The organism is Sulfuriflexus sp. (genome assembly GCF_032250955.1).
Taxonomy (GTDB): Bacteria; Pseudomonadota; Gammaproteobacteria; order AKS1; family AKS1; genus Sulfuriflexus.
Window position 1 is genome coordinate 1 of sequence record NZ_JAVVES010000040.1, and the last position, 26,117, is coordinate 26,117.

General features: G+C 57.6%; 29 protein-coding genes. 18 read left to right on the top strand and 11 right to left on the bottom strand.

What is annotated here, in order from left to right; genetic code table 11:
• Positions 1–482 precede the first annotated feature (482 nt).
• Both RQ738_RS08510 and RQ738_RS08515 read left to right on the top strand, forming a co-directional pair.
• On the top strand, positions 483–1,904 hold the full coding sequence (locus RQ738_RS08510) for an ethylbenzene dehydrogenase-related protein (protein WP_314164332.1): 1,422 nt from the start codon (positions 483–485) through the stop codon (positions 1,902–1,904).
• Between the two features lie 3 nt (positions 1,905–1,907).
• Positions 1,908–2,456 (top strand): heme ABC transporter permease, encoded by a 549-nt coding sequence (locus tag RQ738_RS08515; RefSeq protein ID WP_314164265.1) that lies wholly within the window; start codon positions 1,908–1,910, stop codon positions 2,454–2,456.
• Between the two features lie 136 nt (positions 2,457–2,592).
• On the opposite strand, the gene RQ738_RS08520 is transcribed toward RQ738_RS08515, so the two are convergent.
• Both RQ738_RS08520 and RQ738_RS08525 read right to left on the bottom strand, forming a co-directional pair.
• The gene (locus RQ738_RS08520) at positions 2,593–3,744 is read right to left on the bottom strand and encodes a PilT/PilU family type 4a pilus ATPase (RefSeq protein WP_314164270.1); all 1,152 of its coding nucleotides are present in this window, start codon (positions 3,742–3,744) and stop codon (positions 2,593–2,595) included.
• A 29-nt stretch (positions 3,745–3,773) separates the two neighbouring features.
• The gene (locus RQ738_RS08525) at positions 3,774–4,808 is read right to left on the bottom strand and encodes a type IV pilus twitching motility protein PilT (protein WP_314164275.1); all 1,035 of its coding nucleotides are present in this window, start codon (positions 4,806–4,808) and stop codon (positions 3,774–3,776) included.
• A gap of 131 nt (positions 4,809–4,939) precedes the next feature.
• Here RQ738_RS08525 and RQ738_RS08530 point away from each other — a divergent pair, with 131 nt between their 5' ends.
• The 9 genes from RQ738_RS08530 (at position 4,940) to RQ738_RS08570 (ending at position 12,334) form a co-directional block, all read left to right on the top strand.
• Positions 4,940–5,626, top strand: coding sequence for a YggS family pyridoxal phosphate-dependent enzyme (locus RQ738_RS08530; protein ID WP_314164278.1), 687 nt, complete (start codon positions 4,940–4,942; stop codon positions 5,624–5,626).
• Between the two features lie 344 nt (positions 5,627–5,970).
• Positions 5,971–6,798, top strand: coding sequence for a pyrroline-5-carboxylate reductase (proC, locus tag RQ738_RS08535; RefSeq protein WP_314164282.1), 828 nt, complete (start codon positions 5,971–5,973; stop codon positions 6,796–6,798).
• Complete coding sequence (locus RQ738_RS08540) at positions 6,799–7,413, top strand: YggT family protein (RefSeq protein ID WP_314164283.1); 615 nt, start codon at positions 6,799–6,801, stop codon at positions 7,411–7,413.
• Positions 7,414–7,422: 9 nt separating this feature from the next.
• On the top strand, positions 7,423–7,713 hold the full coding sequence (locus RQ738_RS08545) for a DUF167 family protein (protein WP_314164286.1): 291 nt from the start codon (positions 7,423–7,425) through the stop codon (positions 7,711–7,713).
• 202 nt (positions 7,714–7,915) lie between these two features.
• On the top strand, positions 7,916–9,895 hold the full coding sequence (locus RQ738_RS08550) for a dynamin family protein (RefSeq protein WP_314164287.1): 1,980 nt from the start codon (positions 7,916–7,918) through the stop codon (positions 9,893–9,895).
• A 71-nt stretch (positions 9,896–9,966) separates the two neighbouring features.
• A complete protein-coding gene (locus tag RQ738_RS08555; protein WP_314164292.1) occupies positions 9,967–11,115 on the top strand; it encodes a homoserine O-acetyltransferase in 1,149 nt (382 codons plus the stop codon).
• Positions 11,115–11,714 (top strand): methionine biosynthesis protein MetW, encoded by a 600-nt coding sequence (metW, locus tag RQ738_RS08560; protein WP_409929538.1) that lies wholly within the window; start codon positions 11,115–11,117, stop codon positions 11,712–11,714. The genes RQ738_RS08555 and metW overlap by 1 nt, the downstream gene beginning before the upstream one ends.
• A gap of 191 nt (positions 11,715–11,905) precedes the next feature.
• Complete coding sequence (locus tag RQ738_RS08565) at positions 11,906–12,091, top strand: hypothetical protein (RefSeq protein WP_314164296.1); 186 nt, start codon at positions 11,906–11,908, stop codon at positions 12,089–12,091.
• A 21-nt stretch (positions 12,092–12,112) separates the two neighbouring features.
• Positions 12,113–12,334 carry a hypothetical protein gene (locus RQ738_RS08570; protein ID WP_314164298.1) on the top strand — a complete coding sequence of 74 codons (222 nt, stop codon included), beginning with the start codon at positions 12,113–12,115 and terminating at the stop codon, positions 12,332–12,334.
• A 68-nt stretch (positions 12,335–12,402) separates the two neighbouring features.
• On the opposite strand, the gene RQ738_RS08575 is transcribed toward RQ738_RS08570, so the two are convergent.
• Positions 12,403–13,779: an AmpG family muropeptide MFS transporter gene (locus tag RQ738_RS08575; RefSeq protein ID WP_314164299.1), complete on the bottom strand. Its 1,377-nt coding sequence runs from the start codon at positions 13,777–13,779 to the stop codon at positions 12,403–12,405.
• Between the two features lie 102 nt (positions 13,780–13,881).
• Between RQ738_RS08575 and RQ738_RS08580 the strand changes: the two genes are divergently transcribed.
• On the top strand, positions 13,882–14,088 hold the full coding sequence (locus RQ738_RS08580; protein WP_314164300.1) for a YgaP-like transmembrane domain: 207 nt from the start codon (positions 13,882–13,884) through the stop codon (positions 14,086–14,088).
• Positions 14,085–14,792 (top strand): DsbA family protein, encoded by a 708-nt coding sequence (locus RQ738_RS08585; protein ID WP_314164301.1) that lies wholly within the window; start codon positions 14,085–14,087, stop codon positions 14,790–14,792. The genes RQ738_RS08580 and RQ738_RS08585 overlap by 4 nt, the downstream gene beginning before the upstream one ends.
• Before the next feature lie 53 nt (positions 14,793–14,845).
• Here RQ738_RS08585 and RQ738_RS08590 read toward each other — a convergent pair whose 3' ends face one another.
• The gene (locus tag RQ738_RS08590) at positions 14,846–15,619 is read right to left on the bottom strand and encodes an exodeoxyribonuclease III (RefSeq protein WP_314164302.1); all 774 of its coding nucleotides are present in this window, start codon (positions 15,617–15,619) and stop codon (positions 14,846–14,848) included.
• A gap of 74 nt (positions 15,620–15,693) precedes the next feature.
• Here RQ738_RS08590 and pyrE point away from each other — a divergent pair, with 74 nt between their 5' ends.
• Positions 15,694–16,344 (top strand): orotate phosphoribosyltransferase, encoded by a 651-nt coding sequence (gene pyrE / locus RQ738_RS08595; RefSeq protein ID WP_314164303.1) that lies wholly within the window; start codon positions 15,694–15,696, stop codon positions 16,342–16,344.
• A gap of 333 nt (positions 16,345–16,677) precedes the next feature.
• Here the strand turns inward: pyrE and RQ738_RS08600 are convergent, their stop codons facing one another.
• The gene (locus RQ738_RS08600; RefSeq protein ID WP_314164334.1) at positions 16,678–17,427 is read right to left on the bottom strand and encodes a sulfite exporter TauE/SafE family protein; all 750 of its coding nucleotides are present in this window, start codon (positions 17,425–17,427) and stop codon (positions 16,678–16,680) included.
• Between the two features lie 123 nt (positions 17,428–17,550).
• Between RQ738_RS08600 and RQ738_RS08605 the strand changes: the two genes are divergently transcribed.
• Entirely contained in the window at positions 17,551–18,186 is a 636-nt protein-coding gene (locus RQ738_RS08605) for a hypothetical protein (protein WP_314164305.1), read from the top strand.
• A gap of 3 nt (positions 18,187–18,189) precedes the next feature.
• Here the strand turns inward: RQ738_RS08605 and slmA are convergent, their stop codons facing one another.
• From slmA to coaBC, 5 genes are read right to left on the bottom strand one after another with little or no spacing between them, the layout of a single operon-like run.
• Positions 18,190–18,792 carry a nucleoid occlusion factor SlmA gene (gene slmA / locus RQ738_RS08610; RefSeq protein ID WP_314164307.1) on the bottom strand — a complete coding sequence of 201 codons (603 nt, stop codon included), beginning with the start codon at positions 18,790–18,792 and terminating at the stop codon, positions 18,190–18,192.
• Between the two features lie 20 nt (positions 18,793–18,812).
• Positions 18,813–19,706 (bottom strand): acetylglutamate kinase, encoded by an 894-nt coding sequence (argB, locus tag RQ738_RS08615; protein WP_314164310.1) that lies wholly within the window; start codon positions 19,704–19,706, stop codon positions 18,813–18,815.
• Positions 19,690–22,170, bottom strand: a complete 2,481-nt coding sequence (locus RQ738_RS08620; RefSeq protein ID WP_314164311.1) for a phosphomannomutase/phosphoglucomutase — start codon at positions 22,168–22,170, stop codon at positions 19,690–19,692. The genes argB and RQ738_RS08620 overlap by 17 nt, the downstream gene beginning before the upstream one ends.
• A gap of 20 nt (positions 22,171–22,190) precedes the next feature.
• Positions 22,191–22,649 carry a dUTP diphosphatase gene (gene dut, locus RQ738_RS08625; protein WP_314164313.1) on the bottom strand — a complete coding sequence of 153 codons (459 nt, stop codon included), beginning with the start codon at positions 22,647–22,649 and terminating at the stop codon, positions 22,191–22,193.
• Positions 22,639–23,850, bottom strand: coding sequence for a bifunctional phosphopantothenoylcysteine decarboxylase/phosphopantothenate--cysteine ligase CoaBC (gene coaBC, locus RQ738_RS08630; RefSeq protein ID WP_314164319.1), 1,212 nt, complete (start codon positions 23,848–23,850; stop codon positions 22,639–22,641). Before coaBC ends, dut begins: the two co-directional genes overlap by 11 nt.
• A 108-nt stretch (positions 23,851–23,958) precedes the next feature.
• Here coaBC and radC point away from each other — a divergent pair, with 108 nt between their 5' ends.
• The 3 genes from radC to rpmG all read left to right on the top strand — a co-directional run bounded on the left by radC (position 23,959) and on the right by rpmG (position 25,221).
• Positions 23,959–24,633: a RadC family protein gene (radC, locus tag RQ738_RS08635; RefSeq protein ID WP_314164322.1), complete on the top strand. Its 675-nt coding sequence runs from the start codon at positions 23,959–23,961 to the stop codon at positions 24,631–24,633.
• A 181-nt stretch (positions 24,634–24,814) separates the two neighbouring features.
• Positions 24,815–25,051, top strand: coding sequence for a 50S ribosomal protein L28 (rpmB, locus tag RQ738_RS08640; RefSeq protein ID WP_314164325.1), 237 nt, complete (start codon positions 24,815–24,817; stop codon positions 25,049–25,051).
• An 11-nt stretch (positions 25,052–25,062) separates the two neighbouring features.
• Positions 25,063–25,221 carry a 50S ribosomal protein L33 gene (gene rpmG, locus RQ738_RS08645; protein ID WP_314164328.1) on the top strand — a complete coding sequence of 53 codons (159 nt, stop codon included), beginning with the start codon at positions 25,063–25,065 and terminating at the stop codon, positions 25,219–25,221.
• 658 nt (positions 25,222–25,879) lie between these two features.
• Here the strand turns inward: rpmG and RQ738_RS08650 are convergent.
• A partial coding sequence (locus RQ738_RS08650) for a group II intron maturase-specific domain-containing protein (protein WP_314164330.1) occupies positions 25,880–26,117 on the bottom strand: 238 nt, incomplete at its 5' end.

Genomic DNA, 26,117 nt, shown 5'->3' on the forward strand with positions numbered 1-26,117 from the left:
CCTAATATCTGCGCGTATAATTCTTTGTCTCTCATGGCTTCTACGGTAACCTACCCACTTGATTTGGTGAAGAGCCAAAAATGTTATGAACAGCAAAATCACGACATTGATCGCAACGGACACGAACATTACCTACAGTGTCAAACGAGCTGCCGTCAAACGGACTGTAGTTGTCGAAGTTCACCGGATTGGCGGTAACGCTACAGGAGTAAAGCTCGTGTAAAACTTGAATTCAAGTTATGGCATATCGCTTGCGCTTATCGCTGTGTCTACCTACTCTGACCCGGTTATTCTTCTGAGAATAATATGCTGGATTTTTCAGGGAAGATTTGATTTCCACCTGGTTCGCTGTTACACCTTGTATTACAGATATTGCCAGCTCAGAGGGATCGACACGTGGTTAATATGAAAGACCGCCGGCATTGGCTAACAGGTATCCCGGAAATTCCGGTTTATATTGCTTTTACGGAAGAGAGATCGTGATGAGAATATCGCGTCCAGGGCTGGCGATCGGCCTGTTCCTGATCACGCTGTTGCTCGCCTGGGTTTTCCACGCTACCGGTGTTATTCAAAATGATACCGCGCGTAACATTTCTATTCCGGAAACACTCACCTTCCCGCTGCAGGTAAAGGCGGCATACAACGGCGAGAAGATATTCTTCCGTTACCGCTGGCCCACGAAACAGCCGCATATCTACCATGACATGCTCCGCTATCAAGACGGCAAATGGCAGCGAATCGGTAAAAGCCCGGTCGGCAGCCAGCCACAGGGTATCTACGAAGACCGGGTTACTATGCTGGTGGACGACGGTCGCGTGCCGGAGTTCGGTAAATACGGTGGTTATGTCACCGTGGGTAACCAGATGCGATTTTTCACCGACGAGGCTGATGCCGAGACAGTCAAGGCCCACCCCTACCTCGGGCAGAAGCAGGGCAAGTCCGATGTGCGCAAATATCTGCCTGCCACGCGAACGAATCCCGCAGACTGGACATCGATCGTTCCTGAACCGGAACTTAACGCGCTGCGCGAGGCGGGATATTTTCTGGATTTGTGGCACTGGCGGGCCCATCGCGCCAACCCGGTTGGCAAATCCGATGATCAGTTTGTGGCCGAGTACCGCTATGGTGATGCAGGCAGCGGCGTCTATACCACCAACTGGGACAGCGAGAACAACCGACCCAGGTGGATGTTTGATCGCGACAAGGTCGGGTTTGCCGCGCTCACCTGGTCGGATCTGGCACAAAACCGGCTGGGTTTCGACGATATCTACTATCTGCGCGAGGCCGATGCCATACCTTACGATCCGGATCACGCCTGGCAGGATGATGATACCCTGCCACGCCGGTTGTTGCGGCCCGGTTCCGGGTCTCATGCCGACATCAGCGTAACCGGCCAGGGGCGCTGGCAGGCAGGGTACTGGGATGTCACTCTGGAACGGGCTCTGGATACGGGCCATCCACTGGATGATAAGGCCTTTGTCCATAAACAGATGTACTGGGTGGCATTCGCGGTTCACCGCAACGCGAGCGGCGGCCGCTGGCACTATGTGTCATTGCCGGCCACCGTGGGGATGGAGCGCAACGCGCAGTTACGCGCAGTGCGCTTCAAGGGGGCAGAACCCGACTGGCAACAGGAGTGGACCGAGGTAACAGTGTTTTATCCCGGACAGGTCAGTTGGCCGCTGCTAACCAGTGAGGCGCACGCGGGCGCGGACAGAATCGCGCAGGATGTTCCCGTGGCTTCACGGCATACGCCCAGGCAACTTGCCCATTACGGGGTCGAGATGGAATTCAATGCGGCGATCATCAATCACTGGTTCTGGACCCTGGTTGCCGGGGTGCTGTTAATTATCGGTTTCGGATTTGCCCTCGTGCACACGCTGCACACAGAGACAAGGGGATAAACGATGGAAGCCTATCATCACATGCTGGTGCACTTTCCGCTTGCCCTGTGGACGACCGGGGCCATTATTATCCTGATCCGGACGTTTTCCGCGGGCGGCTTTGCACTGGCCGCGGACCGGGTACTGGCGCCCATTCTGTGGCTGGGTACGGCCATCGGCTTGCTCGCCTATGCGACCGGCCTGCTGGTCTGGTCGCTGGAGGCGATCACCTACACACCCATGGGCCGCAATCATATCCTTGCCGCGACCTGGACCCTGGCCTATTGGGTACTCATTGCCGTGTTGCGCCAGCGTGTGGGCGAGGCGGTATGGACAGGTCGCCGCCGGTGGTTGATGTTGTTGCTCGGGGCGCTGGGGGGCGTATTGCTGGCGGTGGCCGGTACCCTGGGTGGGCATCTGACCGGTAGTGCCACCGCGTTGTCCAGTGTGCTGCGAGTACTTGGCTGGGAAGTCTACACGACATTCTATATGCCGCTCTGGATGATTATTGTTACCTGCCTTGTCGCGGTGTCGCTGGTGATCATTGGCCTGCGAAGCCGGCACCCCGGATAGAATTCAGGGTTCAAGGGGCCAGAACACTTGAAATACGGCAAAACACGATTATTGGGATAGTCAATTTCAGCAGAAAATTCAGGCAGACTTCAATTGATCTGCCCCCTTGAACTCACGAAGGGATTCCGTCAGCCTGCTAGCTAAACGACATCCCGCCCGGGCCTTTATCATCGCCTTCCACGAGGGTCATTCCTTCCACGGCGGAGTCCATGTTTTCCATGGCGGCGTTGTCGCCAAGCTTGATCATCAGGCGCAGTTCGTTGGCCGAATCGGCGGCGTGAATCGCGTCTTCATAGGTGATCTCGCCGGCGGTATAGAGTTCATACAGCGCCTGGTCGAAGGTCTTCATGCCGTGCTGGTTGGATTTGCGCATCAGTTCTTTCAGTTCATGCACGGCACCCTTGCGGATCGTGTCTGCGGCCAGAGGCGTATTGATCAACACCTCGATAGCGGCACGGCGGCCCTTGCCATCCGGGGTGGCAATCAATTGCTGCGCGATGATGCCCTTCAGGTTCAGGGACAAGTCCATAAGCAACTGGTCGCGGCGGTCTTCCGGGAAGAAGTTGATAATGCGGTCCAGCGCCTGGTTGGCGTTGTTGGCATGCAGGGTTGCCAGGCAGAGGTGGCCGGTTTCCGCGAAGGTGATCGCGTGTTCCATGGTCTCGCGGGTCCGGATCTCACCAATCAGGATAACATCGGGGGCCTGGCGCAAGGTGTTCTTCAGCGCGGTTTCAAATGATTCGGTATCCAGGCCGACTTCGCGCTGCGTGATGATACAGCCGTCATGCTGGTGAATGTATTCGATCGGGTCTTCGATACTGATGATGTGGCCGGTCGAGTTCTTGTTACGATAGCCGATCATGGCCGCCAGCGAGGTCGACTTACCAGTGCCGGTGCCGCCGACAAACAGCACCAGGCCGCGCTTGACCATGGCGAGGTTTTTGATCACCGCCGGCAGGCGCAGTTCCTCGAGGGTCGGGATCTTGGTTTCGATTTTACGCAACACCATGCCGGCGTGGTTACGCTGAATGAAGGCGCTGACACGGAAGCGGCCAATGCCCGAGGCCGAGATGGCAAAGTTGCACTCGTGGGTCTTGTGGAATTCTTTCTTTTGATCCTCGCTCATGATCCCCTCGACGACCTCGAGGGCCTGCCCGGGAGTCAGGCTGTTCCTGGTCGCCGGCATGATCTTGCCGTTGACCTTCAGACTGGGGGCCATACCCGCCGTGATAAACAGGTCGGATGCGTTTTTCTGCACCATGAGCTTGAGTAGCGAATCAAAATCCATACCGTTGTCCTTCTGAAATAATTCCTTGCCTAGAACTGTTCTTTGTTGACGGCACGCATACGTGCGTCCTGTACCGTGATCAGGCCCTTCGCGACCAGGTCCTTCAGGCACTGGTCGAGGGTCTGCATGCCGACGGCCTGGCCGGTCTGGATGGCCGAATACATCTGCGCGACCTTGTTCTCGCGGATGAGGTTACGGATGGCCGCGTTACCGATCATGATCTCGTGCGCGGCGATACGGCCGCCGCCGATCTTCTTCAACAGGGTCTGGGCGATAACCGCGCGCAGCGATTCCGAGAGCATGGAGCGCACCATGTCTTTTTCCGCTGCCGGGAAGACGTCGATGATACGGTCGATGGTCTTGGCCGCGGAACTCGTGTGCAGGGTGCCGAAGACAAGGTGGCCGGTTTCCGCCGCCGACAGGGCCAGGCGGATGGTTTCCAGGTCACGCATTTCGCCGACGAGGATGATATCGGGGTCTTCACGCAAGGCCGAACGCAGCGCCTCGTTGAAGCCGAGCGTATCGCGGTGGACTTCACGCTGGTTGACCAGGCACTTCTTGCTCTCATGCACGAATTCGATCGGGTCTTCGACGGTGAGGATGTGGCCAAACTCGTTGTCGTTCTTGTAGTCCACCATTGCGGCCAGCGTGGTGGATTTGCCGGAACCGGTCGGCCCGGTGACCAGCACGATGCCGCGCGGCACATCGGAGATCTCCTTGAATACCGCCGGCGTACCCAGTTCTTCCAGCGACAGAATGCGCGAGGGAATGGTACGGAAGACCCCGCCGGCGCCACGGTTATGGTTAAAGGCGTTCACACGGAAACGCGCCAGGCCCGGGATCTCGAATGAAAAGTCAGTCTCGTAGAACTCCTCAAAGTCCTTGCGCTGCTTGTCATTCATGATGTCGTAAATGAGGCTATGTACTTGCTTGTGGTCGAGTGCGGGGACATTGATACGGCGAATGTCACCATCAACACGAATCATCGGTGGCAGGCCAGCAGACAGGTGCAGGTCTGAGGCGTTATTCTTCACACCGAAGGCAAGTAGTTCAGCAATATCCATGGATCCTCCCGGGGAGTATTCTTGTTGGGCAGTAATTATCGTTAATTTTACGCTATCGTATAATGCGGGGGCGGCAGTTGCGAACTGTTGCCCTCAATTTTCTAGAGTATAGCCTAACCGCAGATTTTGGTATGACTGACATCACATCCCGGCTTGAGGCCGTCAAACAGCGCATTGAGAAGGCGGCCAGCGCCTGCGGCCGTGACCCCGCCACGGTGCGGCTGCTCGCCGTGAGCAAGACCCGCCCGGCTGCCGATATCCGGGCTGCACAGGCGGCCGGCCAGCGGGCCTTCGGTGAGAATTACCTGCAGGACGCGCTGCCGAAAATTGTCGAACTGGCCGGTGCGGGCCTCGAATGGCACTTTATCGGCGCCATCCAGTCGAACAAGACCCGTGACATTGCCGAGCATTTTGACTGGGTGCATACCGTCGACCGGGAGAAGATCGCCCGCCGCCTCGACGGCCAACGGCCGGCAGGGATGGCGCCGCTAAACATCTGCCTGCAGGTCAATATCAGCGGCGAGGCAAGCAAGGCCGGCGTCAGCCCGGCAAAGGTCTTGCCGCTGGCCCGGGCGGTTGCCGGCTTGCCACGGCTGCGCCTACGCGGTCTGATGGCCATCCCGGCGGCCACGGCGGATGTCGAGGCGCAACGCGCGGCCTTTCGGGCCCTGCGCGAAATCCACGAACAGCTTGTTGCCGAGGGCTTTGACCTCGACACCCTCTCCATGGGCATGAGCGACGATCTGGAGGCCGCCATCGCCGAAGGCAGCACCCTCGTGCGCATCGGCACGGCGATCTTCGGGGCGAGGGACAGGTAATACCTTGCCTCTTGGCGAAATACCTCCCCACATAAAAACATCGAATTAGACAGGATTTACAGGATGAACGGGATGCTATTCGTGCATGTTTTACATCTTGTTAATCCTGTAAATCCTGTCGAATGGTTTTTTCTTGTTATAAAAAACTGTCAGGCGGGGCTCGGACACACTTGTTAGGTTGGATTAGCGCCGCGTACGTCGGCTTACGTCGCTTTGCTCCTAAGCCGACCTACAACTGGAGTCAGGGTTACTGGATTCCGGCCTGCGCCGGAATGACGAGGTTCTCTTTAACCCGGAGCGTCCCCGGTCTTGTATAAAACCCGCGCTGGCTTTATCTTGCCCCTATGACTACACCTCACATTGCCTTTATCGGCGGCGGCAACATGGCCGCCAGTATCATTGGTGGCCTGATCGCGGATGGCTACGCCCCTGACTGTATCCACGTGGTGGAACCGGATGCCGACAAGCGCGCCGCGCTGGCCGAGCAGTTCGGCATCCAGACCGGCGCCGACAACGATGCCGTGATTGCGGTGGCCCAGGCCGTGGTGCTGGCCACCAAGCCGCAGATCCTGCACGAGGTCTGTACCGCTATAGCGGCGGCCGTGCAGCAGCACCAACCCTTGATCATCTCCATCGCCGCCGGCATCCGCAGTACGGATATTGCCCGCTGGCTGGGCGGTAACACGGCCATCGTTCGCACCATGCCGAATACGCCGGCACTGGTGCGAAGCGGCGCCACCGGCCTGTTTGCCAATGCCCGGGTCAGCGAACAGCAGCGCGAACTGGCCGAATCCATTATGCGCGCCGTCGGAATCACCCTGTGGCTGGAAGAAGAGGCCGGACTCGATGCCGTCACGGCCCTGTCCGGCAGTGGCCCGGCCTATTTTTTCTTCATCATGGAAGCCATGGAAAATGCCGGCAAGGGCCTCGGTCTTGATGCCGATAGCGCGCGCCTGCTGGCCATCCAGACGGCCTTCGGCGCGGCCAGGCTGGCGCTCGAATCCAGCGAGGACCCGGCCACCCTGCGCCAGCGCGTCAGCTCGCCGGGCGGCACCACCGAGCGAGCGCTCGGCGTCTTGCATGAAGGCGGCCTGGAAGACCTGTTTGCCAAGGCCATGCAGGCCGCCCGCGACCGCGCCGCCGAACTCGCGGATGAACTAGGAGCAAAGTAAATGGGTAATGGTTACCTGGCCGCCCCGGTCATCTTTCTCATTGATACCCTGTTAGGGTTATATGTGCTTGTTGTCCTGCTGCGCTTCCTGCTGCAGACCACGCGCGCGGATTTCTATAACCCGATCTCGCAGTTTATCCTCAAGGTCACGGACCCGGCCCTGCGCCCGTTACGCCGCCTGATCCCCGGCTGGGGCGGTATCGACAACGCCTCGCTGGTGTTGCTGTTCGTGGTCCAGTGCCTGGCCCTGTTACTGCTCGGCCTGATCAGCGGTGCCTTTGCCGATGGCCTGAGCGTGCCGGGCCTGCTTATGGCCACCATCACCAAACTGGTCTCGCTGCTGCTGTATGTCTACCTGTTCGGGATTTTCATCCTCGCCCTGCTCAGCTGGATCAGCCCCGGCGGCTATAACCCGGTCGCTGCGGTCATCGCCAACCTCACCGAGCCCGTCATGCGTCCGGCCCGGCGGATGATCCCGCCAATCGGCGGCATCGACCTCTCGCCGATGGCCGTGATCCTGGCTATCTATGTGCTCCGCATGCTGATCATGCCGCCGCTCATGAGCGTGAGCGTGCAGCTCGGCTTCCCCCTCGGCCTGGCCCGGCTGGTCTTCTGATCCGTCTCAATGAGCCGTTTCTACCGCTGGCAGGAAGGCGACCTGATCCTGTTTGTCCGCCTGCAACCGCGCGCCAGCCGCAATGAAATCGTCGGCGAGCAGGACGGCAGGCTGAAGATCCGCCTTACCGCCCCGCCCGTTGAGGGCAAGGCCAATTCGGCCCTGCGCAAGTTTCTCGCCAGGACCTTTGGCGTCGCCGGGCGGCAGGTCACCCTCGAGAGCGGCGATAGCCACCGTGACAAGCGTCTGCGAATCCATGCCCCGGCCTGCCTGGTGGCCGGTATTACTCGCCAAACCTGATAAAAAATATTAAAGTTTCAGGTACTTGCTACCGATTATAGAGAATAAGCCTGAATTTTTTGCCCGCAAGGTCTATAACTAACAAATAAACAAGTAAACCTCCGTGCAACCCTGTGACTCGCTTCACGGAATAACATAGCCCGGAATCCTACTCTGAACATAGACTTATATGCCCATGACAAGGGTAGAGGAATGTTTCGCGATGAATAACGACTTAATGCAGCAGGTCGAGGCCTATGCCAACTGGAAGAACGACCTGATCCGTGAGATCGGCAATTACCATGACTGGCTGGAAGAAAACGACCTGAGCGCACCGGAAAACGACCTGCGCATCTACGAAACCCTCGAGGCGCTGAAGTCTGACAAGATCACCATCGCCTTTGTCGCCGAGGTCTCGCGCGGCAAGACCGAGCTGATTAACACCCTGTTCTTCTCGCAGTACAAGCGCCGCCTGCTGCCATCCCAGGCCGGCCGCACCACCATGTGCCCGACCGAGTTATTTCACGATGATGCTGCCGAACGCCCCTATATCCGCCTGCTGCCCATCGAGACCCGGCTGGAGGAGAGGAGTATTGCCGAGTTAAAGAAAGAAGAGATCGAATGGACCAATATCCACCTCGATATCGACTCTGCCGACAGCCTCGCCGAGGCCTTTGCCGAGGTCACGCGCACCAAGCGCGTCAGCGTCGAACGTGCCAAGGAGCTCGGCCTCTATGACGTACAGCAGTATGCGCACCTCGAGTCACAGGACATTCCGACCACGCACATCGAGATCCCGCGCTGGCGCCATGCCATGATCAATTTCCCGCACCCGATGCTTGAACAGGGCCTGGTCGTACTTGATACGCCGGGGCTGAATGCTATCGGTAGCGAGCCGGAACTGACCCTGAACATGCTGCCGAATGCCCAGGCCGTGCTGTTTCTGATCGCTGCCGACACCGGCGTCACCAAGTCAGATATGGACATGTGGCACCAGCATATCAACACCTATCGCCTCAGCCACAGCAAGGGCCTGCTGGTGGTAATGAACAAGATCGATACGCTCTGGGATGAACTCAAGGAACCCCAGGCCATTCAGGACAGCATTGAAAGCCAGTGCCGGAAAACCGCTGCGGAACTACACATTGAGCGTGACAGCATCTTTCCGATTTCGGCACAGAAGGGCCTGCTGGCAAGGATCAAGGACGATGAGGTGCTGTTGCAGAACAGTGGCCTGCCCCTGCTCGAACACGCCCTCAGCCGGGATGTGCTACCGGAGAAGCATCACATTATCAGTAATAACATCATTGCCGAGATCGGCGCGATGATCGAAAACGACCGCACCACCTTGCAGGCGCGTGTCGAACAAACCGGTAAACAACGTGACGAACTGCAGACCCTGTGTGGCAAGAATGCCGATGTCATCATGCACCTGCTGAAAAAGACCCGTGAAGAGCAGATGGTGTACAACAAGAACGTCGAAAACCTGACCACCAGTAAACGCATCATGGCCAACTATACCGCCAGGCTGCTTGAGCAACTGGACCTGACCACCCTCGACAAGCTGGTTGCCCAGACACGCAGGCAAATGACCGGTAGCTGGACCACGGCGGGTATGAAAGGTGGCATGAAGCATTTCTTTGATGACGTTACCCTCACCATGGACAACGCCTCTGCACAGGCCGTCGAGATCCACAAACTGGTTCGTGCCATTTATCACAAATTCCACAAAGAGCATGGCTTCAAGGACATGAAACCGAAACTGTTCACGACCGAACGTTTCAAGAAAGAACTCAACCTGCTCTATCGCGAAGCGGAACTGTTCCGCAAGAGCCCGGCCACCACCATGACCGAGCAGGGCTTCGTCGTGAAAAAGTTCTTCATCTCCATGGTCAGCAAGGCCCGCAACATCTTCTTCAATGCCAACCAGGAAGCCAACCGCTGGTCGAAGGAGGTCATCGGCCCGATCACCGCACAGGTCAAGGAACACAAACAGGCGATTGAAAAACGCCTGGAGACCCTGCGCCGCATCAGTGATTCCCGTGACACGCTGGAAAGCAAAATCGAAGAACTGGAAAAGGAACTGCAGCATGTCAAGGCACAATTAGCGTCGATTAACCTGATGCTCGAGGTCATTCGCAAGCCGTTTGTTGCACCTGTAACCGATAACCACAGTCGCTCTGCCGCCGCTGACGCCTCCTGACAGGCTTGCCCCCACGCGGGACTGTCTTTAGACTCTGTGTATGAAGTACACCGCAGAGTTTAAAGCACCACATGCCTGAGCAAATCCCGGAAGATTCCGTTGGCCTCGTCACGCCCCGGATGATGCATTTCGATGCACCGCTGGCGCTGGCCTGCGGGCGTACGCTGGAAGAATACGACCTCATCTATGAGACCTACGGCGAACTCAATGCCGACAAGTCGAACGCTATCCTGATCTGCCATGCCCTGTCCTCGGATCACCATGCCGCCGGTTATCACAGCATGGAAGACCGCAAGCCCGGCTGGTGGGAGTCCTGTATCGGCCCCGGCAAGGTCATCGACACAAATCACTTCTATGTCGTCAGCCTCAACAACCTCGGCGGCTGCAAGGGCAGCTCGGGGCCTACCACTATTAACCCTGCCACCGGCAAAGCCTATGGCCCGGACTTCCCTATCGTCACGGTCAAGGACTGGGTCGAAAGCCAGACCCGGCTTGCGGACAATCTCGGCATCAATAGCTGGCAGGCCGTCATCGGCGGCAGTCTCGGTGGCATGCAGGTGCTGCAGTGGACGATTGATTATCCGCAACGGATCAGGAACGCCGCGGTGATCGCCTCGGCACCGAAGCTGACCGCGCAGAATATCGGTTTCAACGAGGTCGCGCGCCAGGCCATCATGACCGACCCTGAATTCCACGCGGGTCGCTACAATGAACATGGCGTGGTGCCACGCCGCGGCCTGATGCTGGCACGCATGCTCGGGCATATCACCTACCTTTCCGACGATGCCATGCGCGACAAGTTCGGTCGTGAACTGCGCGAGGGCAGCATCAACTACGGCTTTGATGTCGAGTTCCAGGTCGAGAGTTACCTGCGCTACCAGGGGCAGAGTTTTGTGGATCGTTTCGATGCCAACACTTACCTGCTCATGACCAAGGCGCTCGACTATTTCGACCCGGCTGCGGACTATGATGACGATCTCGGCAAGGCGCTCGCCGGTGCGCGCTCGAACTTCCTGGTGATTTCATTCACCAGCGACTGGCGCTTTTCGCCGCAGCGTTCGCGTGAGATCGTGCGGGCCCTGCGTAACAACAATCACAATGTCAGCTACGCAGATATCGAGTCCCCGCATGGTCACGATGCCTTCCTGCTGCCTATCCAGCATTACCTGGATGTCTTTGGCGCCTGGATGAGCCAGCTGGTCAAGGAGGTCTCGGCATGATCAATCTACGCCCTGACCTGCAAATCATCAGCGAATGGATCACGCCTGGCAGCCGGGTCATGGACCTGGGTTGCGGGGATGGCACGCTCCTCAGGCACCTCAAGGAAACTCTCGGGGTCAGCGGCTACGGTCTCGAGATCGATATCGATAATATCGTCAAGTGCATACAACGTGGTGTGAACGTTATCCAGACCGACCTAGATGAAGGTATTTCTGAATTCGAGGGGGAACCGTTTGATTTTGTCGTTATGACCCAGGCCTTGCAGGCCGTCAAGCATCCGGATCGCCTGCTCAACGAGATGCTGCGCGTCGGCCATGAAGGCATTGTCACCTTCCCGAACTTCGGCCATCTCAGCGCCCGCCTGCAACTGGCCTTTGGCGGCCACATGCCCGTGACCAGGACCCTGCCCAGCGAATGGTACAACACGCCAAACATCCATCTTTGTACCCTGAAGGACTTCGAACGCCTGTGCCGGAATAGCGGCATCCATATCCTTCAGCGCGCCGTCGTTGACCGTGCGCACCGTACCGGCGTGGGCTCGAAACTGCTCCCTAATTTATTGGGCGAGATCGCGATCTACCGCTTTCAGCGGAAGTAGGCCGCCTGTTTCGGCTTGCCCGCGCCCGCGGGGCGGGGCGATAACCGCCTTTTTAGCGCATATTTTATGGCTTTTGCGCAACGGCAAAAAAATAAGACTTGCCACGGCAAATGCCATCCGTATCATCGAGACTGTAAAACAAGTACCGCAGCACCTTAGCCATATCAAAAAGAACACTAAGGGACATGCACATGAGAATTCTCTTCAGCATCATCGCCGGTGTCATCATCGCCTACTTTACCTGGATGGTATCGTTGCGCCTGGAGATATGGCTACTGGAACCCGAGGTGCCGAGCATAAGCATTTTTGTCATGACGCCCATCGGCTTTATCGTCGGTGCGATTATTGGTTACAAAGTCTTTATCGAAAAAAAATAGGCCTGTCAGGGGAGGATGTTGATGTTAAAAGAACAAATCATGTTGAGCGTTTACTCCATGCTCGCCGCGGCCTTTCTCGGCTTTGGCTTTTTTGGCCTGCTTCAGGACGGCGCCGCTGTTCATCCGTTGCTGGGTAACCGCGATTTTGCAACGATCCTGATCGCTATTGGCGCGATTTTCATCATCATTGAGTTAAGGCTGCTGTTCAGGGTCATCCAGCGCAAGCAGACCAGGCAAACATAAAGACCCTGGCCTCGAATAGCCGCCATGCTAATGCCCGGCGCTTTTATCCACTGCCGGGGATCCTCTGATCATACGTTTTTTGCACTTGCCTCTGCCTGTATTTGCCGCGCGGTCGGGCTAAAGGTCAGGTAGAGGGCAACGACGATCGCCGGGATGCCGAGTATGGCCGCATAACTAAAGAACCATTCGTAACCATAGGCCTCGACAATGACCCCGGCGAAGCCGCCGAGGAACTTTGCCGGCAAGGTCATCAGCGAACTGAACAGGGCATATTGCGTCGCGGTGTAAGCGACACTGGTCAGGCTGGAGAGGTAGGCAATAAAGGCGGCCACCGCCAGGCCGCCGGAAAAATTATCGGCACTGATCACTATAGCCAGCCAGAGCTTGTCCGGCCCCAATGTGGCGAGGTAGGCGAAGAGTAAATTCGTCACCGCAACGAGGACCGCGCCAAGGATCAGGGGCCGGTGCATACCGAAGCGCACCACCAGGATGCCGCCCACGGCCGACCCCAGTATGGTCATAAAGAAACCGAAGACCTTGCCGATGTTGGCGATCTCCGGTTTGCTAAACCCGAGGTCCAGGTAGAAGGGGTTGGCCATGACGCCCATCGTGATGTCCGAGATCCGGTAGATGCCGATAAAGAACAGCAGAATCAGTGCCAGCTTACCGTAACGCGAAATGAAGTCGACAAACGGACTGATCACAGCACTACTGAACCAGACCTGTACACGCCGCAGTCGGGAGGGTAAATGACCGGCGCGCCTGATCCGCTCTGCCGTTTGTAATTCCTGTTCGCGGGTCACGCGGGGGATTTTATGCGCCGGCTCGCTCACCAGTAATACGGTCAACATGCCAACGCTGGTCAAAAGAGCCATCACCACATAGGTCAATGACCAGTCCGTGAATTCGGCGATATACAGGGCCCCGGCACCGGCCACCAGCAGCGCGGTGCGGTAACCCAATATATAACTTGCCGCCATCGCGCCCTGGTATTCCTTGTCGATGGCCTCGATGCGGAAGGCGTCCAGCGCGACATCCTGCGTTGCCGAGCTGAAGGCGACCAGTAAGCCAAACAGTGCCAGCATGGTTAAGTCCGTCCGCGGGTCGGTCAGGGCCATACCAAACAGGCCCGCGGCGATACCGATCTGCGCGGCCAGCATCCAGCCACGGCGCTTGCCAAAGTGGCGCGTGAACAGCGGTAACGGCAGGCGATCGATCACCGGTGCCCAGATCACCTTGATGGAATAGGTGATCCCGATCCAGCTGAAAAAACCGATGGTCGCACGACTCACATCCATCTCGGTCAGCCACGCGGAAAGGGTCGAAAACACGAGCAGAAACGGCAAGCCGGCCGAAAAACCGAGAAAAACCATCGCCACCACGCGTGGCTGCGTGTAGACCAGCAGGGCTTCGCGCCAGCTATGCAGGGGGGGCTGTACAGACAAGGACTTCTCCGGGCTCGTTTTTGTTCTCCGTGCTCTACTTTATCATGCCCGCAACGGTATACTTAACCAACTCTCGCTATTCAGGAAGATAAGGAGTCAGGCATGAATATGCAAAAAGTTACCCGCCCCGTACGCTTTTTCCTGCTCTCCGTGAGCGCCTTCATCTGGGCCGGGATCTGGCATACCGGTTTTGATCTTTCCAGCTGGCTCCTCTATTTCCCGGCGGCCTTTCTGCTGCTCGCGGCCATGACGGGGATTTGCCCGGGTATTATATTTTTCAACAGGCTGTTTAAAACCAGACCTTCATGAACAAAACCAGCAGCGTTCGCATTGATTACTTTTCCGATGTCCTGTGCATCTGGGCCTATGTGGCCCAGGTGCGTCTTGATGAACTGCGCCATGCCTTTCATGAACAGGTTGTCGTGCATCACCGCTTCATTCCCCTGTTCGGCCACACCGGCCACCGGATAGGCACAGGCTGGCAGGACAAGGGCGGCTTTACCGGCTTTGCCCGGCACATACACAAGGTCTGTAGCCAGTTTCCCCATGTGGAAGTCAATGAGGCGCTCTGGTGTGAGCAGCCGCCGTGCAGTTCGGCACCCGCCCACCAGTTTCTCAAGGCCGTGCAACTCCTCGAACGACAGGGTGAGGTCGCCCGCGAATGCTTGCCTCATTGCCAGGATCGCACCCGCTTTGAAGAAACTGCCTGGCAGGTACGGCTGGCATTTTTCCGCGATAACCGTCGCGTTGACAGTCGTCGTGAACTGCTCGCGATTGCCGAGGAATGTGAGTTGCCTGTCGCCGCCATTGAAGCGTTACTCGATAACGGCCAGGCCATGGCCGCGCTGATGCGCGATATCGAGCGCCGCGATGAATACCGTATCGAGGGCTCGCCTACCTACCTGCTTAATGAAGGCCGGCAGAAACTCTATGGCAATATTGGTTACCGTATTCTTGAGGCCAATGTCAGGGAGGTGCTGGAGCGTTCTGACAGCCAGGCCAGCTGGTGCTAGGACCGGCGGCCGGTCATAAAGTACCCGTCGCGGCGTGCCTGTTCGTACATTGATTACAGCTCGATGTCGTAATCGATAATCAACGGGGCATGGTCGGAAAACCACTTTTCCTTATAGATGCGGGCCTTTTTTACCTTGTCGCCCAGCCCCGGCGTGATCAGCTGGTAATCGATACGCCAGCCGACATTGTTGGCGCGGGCATTACCGCGATTTGACCACCAGGTGTATTGTTCCGGACCTTGCTCGACAACGCGGAAGGCGTCCACCCAGCCATCCTTGTTGAGCACATCGTCCATCCACTGGCGTTCTTCGTCGGTGCAGCCCGAGTTTCTGCGGTTGCTCATAAAGTTCTTGATGTCGATTCTCTTATGCACGGTATTGAAATCGCCGGTGATCACGTACTCGCGGTGGCGGCGGCGCATCTTTTTCATCTCGGCGCGCAGCTTGTCCATGAAAACGAGCTTGTTGGCATGGCGTTCCTCGCTCGAGGAACCGGAAGGCAGATATAATGAAACCACGGTGAGCTTGCCGAAATCAGCCTCGATCCAGCGGCCCTCGGTGTCACAATGCTCCCAGCCCAGGCCAGTGCGTACGGCATCCGGCTTGTGCCTGCAGTATAGCGCCACGCCACTGTAGCCCTTTTTCACCGCATCGAAGAAATAGCTGTGATAACCCTTCGGGTAGAAATCGGTGGGGTCAAGCTGATGTTCCTGAGCCTTGGTTTCCTGGAGGCAAATGACATCGGCGCGTTGGCGCTTCATCCAGTCAAAAAAACCCTTTTTCTCGGCGGCACGGATGCCGTTGACGTTCGCGGTAATAATGCGCATGCGTTCCAACCTTCCTGTTCAGCGTGTATGATAGCGCGCCATAGCATTCCACAGACTGGCGCGACTTTACAACCATGAAAGATTATCAATACGAATTTCTCGACTTCACCATTGCCACCGGCGTGCTCTGCTTTGGCGAGTTCACGTTGAAGTCAGGGCGTCTAAGCCCTTATTTCTTCAACAGCGGCCTGTTCAACACCGGCGAGAGCCTGGCCCGCCTTGGTCGCTACTATGCGCAGTCGATTGAACAAAGTGGCATCGAGTATGACTGTATCTTTGGTCCGGCCTACAAGGGTATTCCTCTCGTGGCCACCGCCAGTGTCGCCCTCTATGAGCATCACCGCCACAACGTGCCCTACGCCTTCAATCGCAAGGAGGCCAAGGATCACGGTGAGGGCGGCAATATCGTCGGTGCCGGTCTCAAGGGCCGAGTGCTGATCATCGATGATGTGATTTCATCGGGGATGTCAGTCGATGAGTCCGTGGATATCATCCGTGCCGCCGGGGCCATCCCGGCGGGCGTCTCGATCTCGCTGGATCGCATGGAACGGGGCCTGGACAGTGAGCTGACTGCGATCCAGGCCGTCGAGGCGCGCCACCACCTCAAGGTCGCCAGTATCGTCACCCTCGACGACCTCATCACCTATCTCGAAGACAAGCCGGATCAGGCCGAGCACCTCGAGCGCATCCGAGCCTACCGTGCCGAGTATGGCCCGAAGGGCTGAATACTGGATCTGGCAAGCGTTTACCTGGGATATTTTTACTATTTTCCCGGTTGGGGACGCCAAGTGCGCAGAGACGCAAAGATCGCCAAGGACAATAAATTCTTCGTCATTCCGGGCGTAACGCAGTGAAGACCCGGAATCCAGGTGCCCTTTTCCGGTTTGCTGGATTCCGGCCTGCACTTAGATCATCTACGATGATCATCAAGTACTTCCTGAACCTTGTTCTGGTCGCGCCAGAATGACGGTTTATTTTAAGTTCGCGCTCTTTGCGCCCTCCGCGCCTCTGCGAACTTTGCGTTAATAACACGTAATCATCGACTCCCGGGACGTGTCTTAACCAACGATCAGCTTGATACCGATCAGCAGGGTGATCACCTCGTAAACGCGCTTGATCCAGCGGTTGCCCTTGACGATCGCCAGGTGCGCGCCGAGGTAGCCCCCCAGCAGGGAGCCTAGCAGCAGGGCCGGCAGCCAGTCCCAGCGGATTTCGCCGAGCAGGCCGAGGGTCAGGGCCCCCAGGCCGTTCCAGAACATACCGACCAGGATCAGCGTATAGGCGACCGCCCGCCTGTAGTCGAGGCCAAACCAGCGCACCAGCCAGAGCGTCACGAACAGGCCCGTGCCCGAGGTCAGTGAGCCGTTCAGTACCCCGATGAGAAACAACGTCACCCCGCCGATGACAAAGCCCCTGGCATCGCGATTGCCTGGCACGTGATGCAGGCCAAGCCCGCTTTTCAGCCATGAATACAGGCCAAGGGCGGTGGTAAGGATCCCCAGCGCAATCTCGGCCGCCCGGTCCGATACGTGCAGGATGAGACTGGCACCGAGCACCACGCCGGGCAGGCCTGCCGCAAGCATGAACAGGGCGAAACGCCGCTCGAGCGCATCTTCACGGGCATGGCGGATAGTCGCGCCCACGCCGAGCGCCACACTGGCGATCTTGTGCGTGGCCAGGGACACCGCAAACGGCAGGCCCAGAAAGATCAAGGCCGGCAACTGGATCAAGCCCGCCCCGCCGCCGGCGAAAGCGGAAAAGATATTCGCCAGCAGCGAGATCGCGAATAACAACAACTGTTCGAACATATAGTGGCCGGCCTCGATGTGATCCGGTTCATGGCAGGCGAACTCTTGCCACAGCATAATGACTAATAGAAAAGGGCTGACTATACTCTGTCAGATACACAAAGACTCTAACAGGTAGCTATCGTGACAAAAACCAGACACATCAGACTGATTCTTCCCCTGCTGCTCGGCATCGGACTGCTGCCGGGGGCTGCCCAGGCCGAGATAAAATGCTGGACCAACTCTGATGGTATTCGAGAGTGCGGCAACGCCGTGCCTCCCGAATATGCCCAGCAGGGCCATGATGTGATCAATAAATCCGGCATCGTCGTCAAACATCATGAACGCGCCAAGACCGAAGCTGAACTGGCCGAAGAGGCTCGCCTGGCCGCTATTGCCGAAGAGAAAAAACGCCTTGCCGAGGAACGCGCCGCGCATGACCGTGTCTTGCTGGACACCTTTGCCAATGAAGATGAAATCCTCATGGCCCGCGATGGCAAGATCACTTCCGTGAGAACGGAAATCCGTCTGACCAACCGCAGTATGAACACCGCCGAGGAGCGCCTGCAGAAGTTACGCAAGCAAGCGGCCAACCTCGAACGTGCCAGCAAGGACGTGCCGGAAAAGCTGGCCAATGATATTCGGCAAACCCGCAACCAGATCGCCGAATACGAAAGCTTTATCGAGAACAAGCAGGCAGAAAGAAATACGATTATCCGACAGTTTGAAGAAGATATTAAACGTTATCGGGAACTGCGCCCGCAGCGCAGGCTGCAGTAAGCCCTAGTCACGCAATACACAGTTCAGGCTGGCCCACTGCGCCGGCCATTGCGCCAGTGGTGAACGTTCAAAGCCACTGCGCACGAACTGCTGCAAACGCCCTTCGACAATCGCCAGCAACAGGGAGGAACGGGTCTTGACCTGATCATCGGTCATCGTCTGGCCATGCAGGCGCGCCTCGCGCAAAATCTGTTTCAGCTGGGTTTCAATCCGGTCATAGAACTGGCTGACGCGGGTACGCAGACGCGCATGCTCGCCGGTCAGGGCATCCCCGACCAGCAGGCGTGTCATGCCCGGGTTCTTTTCCGAGAAGCCAAGCAGTAACAGGCAGAGTTTCTCGCAACGCGTGACGGCTTCTTTTTCCTCGGCAAGAATACGGGTGGCGAGCGAAAAGACCGTCTCCTCGACAAATTCGATCAAGCCCTCGAACATTTTTGCCTTGCTCGGGAAATGGCGATACAGCGCGGCCTCGGAAACCCCTACAGCACGGGCGAGCTGCGCCGTGGTGATGCGCTCACCGGGCCTTTCTTCCAGTTCACGCGCCAACGCCTCGAGAATGGCCTGGCGTCGCGCACCGCGTTGCTGTTTATCCGCGCTTGGTGACATGGGCTTTCCTTTTTTATTTTTTAATTACGTATCAGGGTACCGACACCCTCATCGGTAAAGATTTCCAGCATCACGGCATGTTGCACACGGCCGTCGATGATATGCGAGGCCTGTACACCGTTGCGGACAGCCTCGAGTGCACTGCCTATCTTCGGCAACATGCCACCATGAATCGTGCCATCGGCGATCAGCTCATCAACACGTTGCGAGGACAGGCCAGTGAGCAGCTTGCCGTCCTTGTCGAGCAGGCCCGCAGTGTTGGTGAGCAGAATCAGCTTCTCGGCCTGCAGGGTCTCGGCCAGCTTGCCAGCAACCAGATCCGCATTGATATTATAGGCCTGACCATCCTTGCCGACGCCGACCGGCGCGATCACGGGGATGAAATCGCCCTGCACCAGCATATCGACAACCGCGGTATTTATCTTTTCCACTTCACCGACGTGACCGATATCAATGATCTCCGGCGCATCCATTTCCGGGTTGTCGCGAGTGAAGGTCATTTTCTTCGCCCGGATCAAATCACCGTCTTTGCCAGTCAGGCCCACGGCCTTGCCGCCATGCTGATTAATCAGACTGACGATCTCCTTGTTGACCAGGCCGCCGAGCACCATCTCGACCACATTCATGGTTTCGCTGTCGGTAACCCGCATGCCTTCAATGAACTGGCTCTGCTTGCCGATCTTCTCCAGCAACTGGCCGATCTGCGGACCACCGCCATGTACGACCACCGGGTTCATGCCGACCAGTTTCATGAGCACAATGTCACGGGCAAAGCTCGACTTCAGGACATCATCCACCATCGCGTTGCCACCGTACTTGATAACAATGGTCTTGCCGGTGAAGCGTTGAATGTAAGGCAGGGCCTCGCCCAGTACATGGGCGATATTCATGGCGTTCTCAGATGTCAGACTCATGGCAGTGCTCTTTATCTTTATTCGTATAAAAAATTTTATGCAGTATAGCGCCGTTTACCTGGAATGACAGGTCGATACCCGCATCCACTTCCCGCATCTTGTCGCGAAACAGTTCCATGATGCGTGCCAACGCGGCATCCGTGTCCGCCTCGAAACGCAATACCAGCACCGGTGTAGTATTCGAGGCGCGCACCAGCCCCCAGCCATCGGCAAAGTCGACACGCAGGCCATCGATGGTAGTGACCTCGGCATCTTCAAAGGTGGCCTGCGCCTGCAGCTTTTCCATGAACGCATGGTGCTGGCCCTCGGCCATGCTGACATTGATCTCCGGCGTATTGATGCTGTCCGGCAAGGCATTAAAGACCTCGGCGACGGTTTTATCCGCCGTCAGCGGACACAACAGTTCAAGCAGCCGCGCGGCAGAATACAGGCCATCATCAAAGCCGTACCAGCGCTCCTGGAAAAAAATATGCCCACTCATCTCGCCGGCCAGCAAGGCGCCGCTTTGTTTCATCTTGCGCTTGATCAACGAATGCCCTGTCTTCCACATTGTCGCCTTGCCACCATGGTCACTAATCACTTTGGCCAGTTTGCGGGAACACTTCACGTCATAAATAATCTCGGCACCCGGGTTGCGGCCAAGGATATCCATGGCATACAGCATCATGATGCGATCCGGCCAGATAATCTTGCCCTCGCTGGTCACCACGCCGATGCGATCGCCGTCACCATCAAAGGCCAGGCCGATATCGGCCTGTTGTTGCTTCACCGCCGCGATCAGGTCCTGCAGGTTTTCCGGGCGACTCGGGTCCGGGTGATGATTCGGGAAGTCACCGTCCACATCGCAGTACAACTCGCTAAGCTCACAACCGAGTTCCTGCATCAGCTGCGGCGCCACCGCGCCTGCCGCCCCGTTGCCGCAATCAATGACGACCTTGAGTTTCTTCAAGAGCATGACATCGTCGGTGATGCGCTTGATGTATTGCGCAGTGACATCCTGCTCGCGGTAAGTGCCCTCGCCGCTGGTGAAGTCCTTTGTCTCGATACGCCGGCGCAGGGCCTGGATCTGCTCAGAGGCCAGGGTATCACCGGCGATCACCATCTTCAGGCCGTTATAGTCCGGCGGGTTATGACTGCCCGTGACCATCACCCCGGAGCCACTGCCAAGCGTCTGTGCCGCAAAATACAGTACCGGTGTCGGCACCATACCAATACTGACAACATCGATACCGGCTGCACGCAGGCCGTCGCTCAGGCTCGCCAGCAGGGCCGGGCCGGAATGGCGGCCGTCCCTCGCGACCACGATGGTGCTTTCACCCTGGGCGCGGGCTTCACTGCCCAATGCCAGGCCGATGGAGTAAACCGCCTCCTCGGTCAGGGTCTGGCCGACGATACCGCGAATGTCGTAGGCCTTGAAGATAGAGGCGTCAAGCGGGGTGTCTGTGTCGGTGGTTACATTACTCATCTCAGGGACATCATCCATTTCATCAACGACCAGCATGCTGTCACCGCACTGGAAGAGGACGTCGCTGCCGAGATCCTCACTGAGGATTGAAGTGGCTTCGGCATCCGGCTTTTCGACAGGGGCCGCTGTCGCGGTTTCATACTCATCCACTTCGTCCTTACTCCGCCGCCAATCACGCAGTGCCATGAAAACGGCGGTTACAAAAATCATCAGCGCAATAACGCCAACGGCAAGGATACGCTGGCCGGCATAATCGACTGCCTCTTCCCACTGGCGACTCGCCGGCCAGTAGGCGACACGCCAGCGACTGTCACGTATTGCCGCGGTGGTCGGCTCGATACCACGCTCACCGCGCGTGCCGCTCCGCGCCAGCGGCTGCCTTGCCTGCTGCAACTCAAAGTAACCCTTGCCTTCGCCAACCACCGGCATTGATTCCTGTAACAGGGCGATACTGAAACTGGCCAGCAGGCCGCCAACCGTTTCACCTTCCGCATTCTGTAACGGGCGTACAAAATCGATGTGCTGAACATCGGCGCCATACTGATGGGCCTCGGCGGGAACGGTTTCACCGCTGCCGGCAGCGTCCGCCAGCAGGTCAAAACAGGCGTAACTCAAGTTCGGTTGTGCCTGGTCATCTATGCTTGTAGCACGCGAAGCAATAAGCCGCAGGCTCAGCAAGCCGGGCAGTTGCGGGTCAGACTCGGCCAGCAGGACGCTGGTCTTACCCGCCAGTTGTGCCGCCAGAACCGGATCCGCCGCAAGCTCATCGAGGCGCTGGTTAATACCCTGCAGACGGGCGGCAAAGGACTCGGCATACTGCCTCACCTCGGCTTGATAGGTTGTTGCCAGATCCGGCCGCTGCTTTGGTCGCCAGTCGGACTGGTAGACAGCTACCAGGATAGCGAGTGAAAACAGGATCAAGAGTCCCGGCCATAACCGCTGGCGTAGATTTATCTGTGTCTTTTTCTTCTTTCTGGATTTAAATGCGGGCAATTGCATAAGCGGAAACGTATCTTGTCTTAGTGACGCCCGGTATGACCAAAGCCACCGGCACCACGCTCGCTACTGTCAAACTCGTCAACGATCTCAAACTCGGCCTGGACCACCGGCACGATTACCATCTGCGCAATGCGCTCACCCGGCTTGATGGTGAAATTCTCCTTGCCCCGGTTCCAGCAGGAGACGAATAACTGGCCCTGGTAATCGGAATCGATCAGGCCGACCAGGTTACCCAGCACCACGCCATGCTTGTGACCGAGACCGGAGCGCGGCAACAGTATCGCGGCATAGCCCGGATCGGCGACATGAATGGCCATGCCGGTCGGCACCAGGTAGGTATCGCCCGCGGCCAGTTCGACCTCACCATCGACACAGGCGCGCAGGTCCATGCCGGCCGAGCCCTCCGTCGCGTAGTGCGGCAGGGGGAATTCATTACCGATACGTGAATCGAGGATCTTTAATTGTATTTTACTTTTCATAGTATCTCTGTCCGATCAGGGCAACGAGTTGCCGTGCCAATTGTGATTTGTGTGCTCTCGGCAGGTCTTGCTCACCACCCTGCCAGAAGACCTGCAGGACATTGTCTTCACTCTCCACGCCAAGCGGTTCACCGTCCGCGGTCTTGCCGATTTTATTCGCCGCAATCATATCCAGGCCCTTGGCCTGCAGCTTGCCACGGGCATTTTCCGCCACGTTTTCCGTTTCCGCGGCAAAGCCGACCGTAAACGGCGCTGTCTCATGGGCCGCAACTCTCGCCAGGATATCCCTGGTGCGAGCCAGCTCGAGGCTGAGACCTGCGTCTGATTTTTTTAATTTTTGTTCCGCCGGGCAGGCCGGCCGGTAATCGGCGACAGCCGCGGCGCTGATAAAGATATCGCACTGCTGCAGCCCGCCCTCGACCGCCGCCAGCATCTCAGCTGCTGTCTCGATATCAATCCGCGTCACCCGTTCCGGTGTCGGCAGGCACACCGGGCCACTGATGAGGGTCACGACAGCCCCTGCCTCGACACAGGCCTCGGCCAGCGCATAGCCCATGCGGCCGCTACTGCGGTTACTGATATAACGCATCGGGTCGATTGGTTCACGGGTGGGGCCGGCCGTGATCAGGACTCGCAGACCGGCCAGGCTGCCGGTAGCAAACAGGGCCATACTCGCCTCGACCAGCTCGGCCGGCTCAAGCATGCGCCCGGCCCCGACATCCCCGCAGGCCTGCTCACCCTCGCCAGGGCCGAAGATATGCACCCCGCGGTGTCGCAGGATCTCGATATTGTCTTGCGTGGCGGGATTGGCCCACATGGCCTGGTTCATGGCCGGGGCCACGGCGAGTGGCGCGCTACTCGCCAGGCAGACCGCGCTGAGCAAGTCATCCCCGCGCCCCTGCACCAGCCGGGCCAGGCAATTGGCGCTGGCCGGGGCGATCAGGACGAGGTCTGCCCACTTTGCCAGCGTGATGTGCCCCATACCGGCCTCGGCCCCGGCATCCAGCAGCTCACTATATAAAGGCTGGCCGGAAACGGCCTGCAGGGTCAGCGGGGTAATAAACTCCTGCCCGCCCGCAGTCATGATCACGCGCACCTCGGCGCCGGCCTCGCGCAAGCGGCGGATCAGGTCGGCGCTCTTGTAGGCGGCGATACTGCCGGTCACGCCGAGAATGATGCGTTTGTTGGTGAGACTGCTCATAATGGGAAGGATTCTAACAGATAAGTGGCCACTCACTCTCTAATGTGAGACGACAGAAGTTCCTGATAGACTCCCCACTCAAGGATAAATACTGCCATGGAGGCACACATGACTATCTGCAACTGGCCGGCCTCTGAACGGCCGCGCGAAAAACTCCTCGATCGTGGGCCCCAGGCCCTCTCTGATGCCGAGCTACTCGCCATCTTCCTGCGTACCGGCATGCGGGGCAAAACCGCCGTGGACCTGGCCCGCGACCTGCTCGGCCGCTTCGGCGGTCTGCGTCCCCTGCTTGAGGCGGGGCAGGCTGACTTTTGCGCCAGCCCCGGCCTTGGCCCCGCCAAGTATGTGCAGTTGCAGGCCGTTCTGGAACTCGGTCGCCGGCACCTGCAGGAAGGCCTTGAACGGGATACCGCCTTTGCTGACCCGGCCTCGGTGCGTGCCTACCTGTGCGCCCGCCTGCGCGCCCGCCACCGGGAAGTCTTTGCCTGCCTGTTTCTCGATACCCGCCACCGGCTCATCGCCTGTGAAGAATTATTTCTCGGCACCATCGACGGTGCCAGTGTCCACCCCCGCGAGGTCGTGCAACAGGCCCTCAGCCATAACGCCGCCGCGGTGATCCTGGCGCATAACCACCCCTCCGGCGTCGCCGAACCGAGCCGCGCAGACAAGGCCATCACCGGGCGCCTGGTCGAGGCACTGGCCCTGATCGAGGTGCGCGTGCTCGACCATTTCATCGTCGGCGACGGCGATCCCTGGTCTTTTGCCGAACATGGCCAGCTTTAATGATCTTTTTGCAGGGCCTGTTTTATGCTTTATATGGCTGATATATATAAATATTGTTATTTTTCCTGCCGGATCGGCAGGATTATATAGTGTTGCGGGCGGGGGGCGCTTCTGGTATAAAGTGCGGCTCGTTTCGCGTGCTCGAGCGCGCGTGCTTCAGAATTTTGTGGAGGCTTTAGCAATGTCCAAAGTATGCCAGGTAACCGGCAAACGCCCTATCTCGGGCAATAACGTTTCGCACGCGAAGAACCATACGCGTCGCCGTTTCCTGCCAAATCTGCATTCGCACCGTTTCTGGGTCGACAGCGAAAACCGCTGGGTCCGTCTGCGCGTTTCCTCAAAGGGTATGCGCATCATCGACAAGAAAGGTATCGATACCGTGTTGGCTGACATGCGCAGCCGCGGTGAAAAGTTTTAAGGAGCACTATCATGCCACGCGATAAGATCAAGCTCGTTTCCAGTGCAGGTACCGGTCACTTCTACACGACCGACAAGAACAAGCGCACCATGCCTGAGAAAATGGAAATCAAGAAGTTCGACCCGGTTGTACGCAAACACGTCATGTACAAGGAAGCGAAGATTAAATAATCTTTGTTTGCTGTTTGTGATTAGTAAAAAGCCCGGCATTGCCGGGCTTTTTTGTTGCCTCGAACCATCGGAGATGGTTGAGGTACTCACAATGAAGCCCGAAGGGATTCTGTGAGCAACGGCACCGTTTCGATGAAACGCAGGGAACACCGGGAGAGGGTGAGGGGTTATGTGTGCTTCGCACACGAAGAGCTTTTAAATTTTAAAAGACAGTTGTTTCTTACACGCCCACTGAGCGCGTGTGTCTTTTCTTTGCTTGCCCAAAGAGAAGGCACCAAAAGAAAGGGCACCCGGATTCCCCGCCCTTCGGGTTCCCTGTGCTTCTCGTCGAAGCGGGCGCTGCGCAACTCGCGCTGTGCTCCGCACTCTTTAGCGCTCAAACAGTGCTCGCTATGATCCCGCTTCGCCTGCGATGCTCGGCGGAGAATAACGGGACTCAAACCCACATTTACTAAACACTAGCGACGAACAGGTTTTCTTCCCCTTCGACGCAGCCGAATCGCGCAGGAAATTTCCGGATGGTCATGCGCAGCTGTCTGAGCGTATTTGTAGGCGCAACTGGTCGAGTAGACCAAAGGAACCACCCCCTTGGCCTCTCACAGAACCGTACGTGAAACTCTCGCTTCATACGGCTCTTCCTGTCCAACCTTACAATCATCTAAGCAGCGCTCCAATGCGGAAAACCGTTTGGCTCAACCTGCCTTAATCGGTTAATCCTGCGCGCTGCCTGCATCAGTGTCTTGAGCTGTTTGTATTTAGCTTTTCCCCAACGACTCAAACGCTTGTCAAAGTGGAATAATACATTACGGATAATACTTTTCCCAAACAGTCCATAGTAGGTAAGCCAGCCACGCAACCTATTGCTGCTGTAGCGGCGTATATCCGTCAACTCTTTC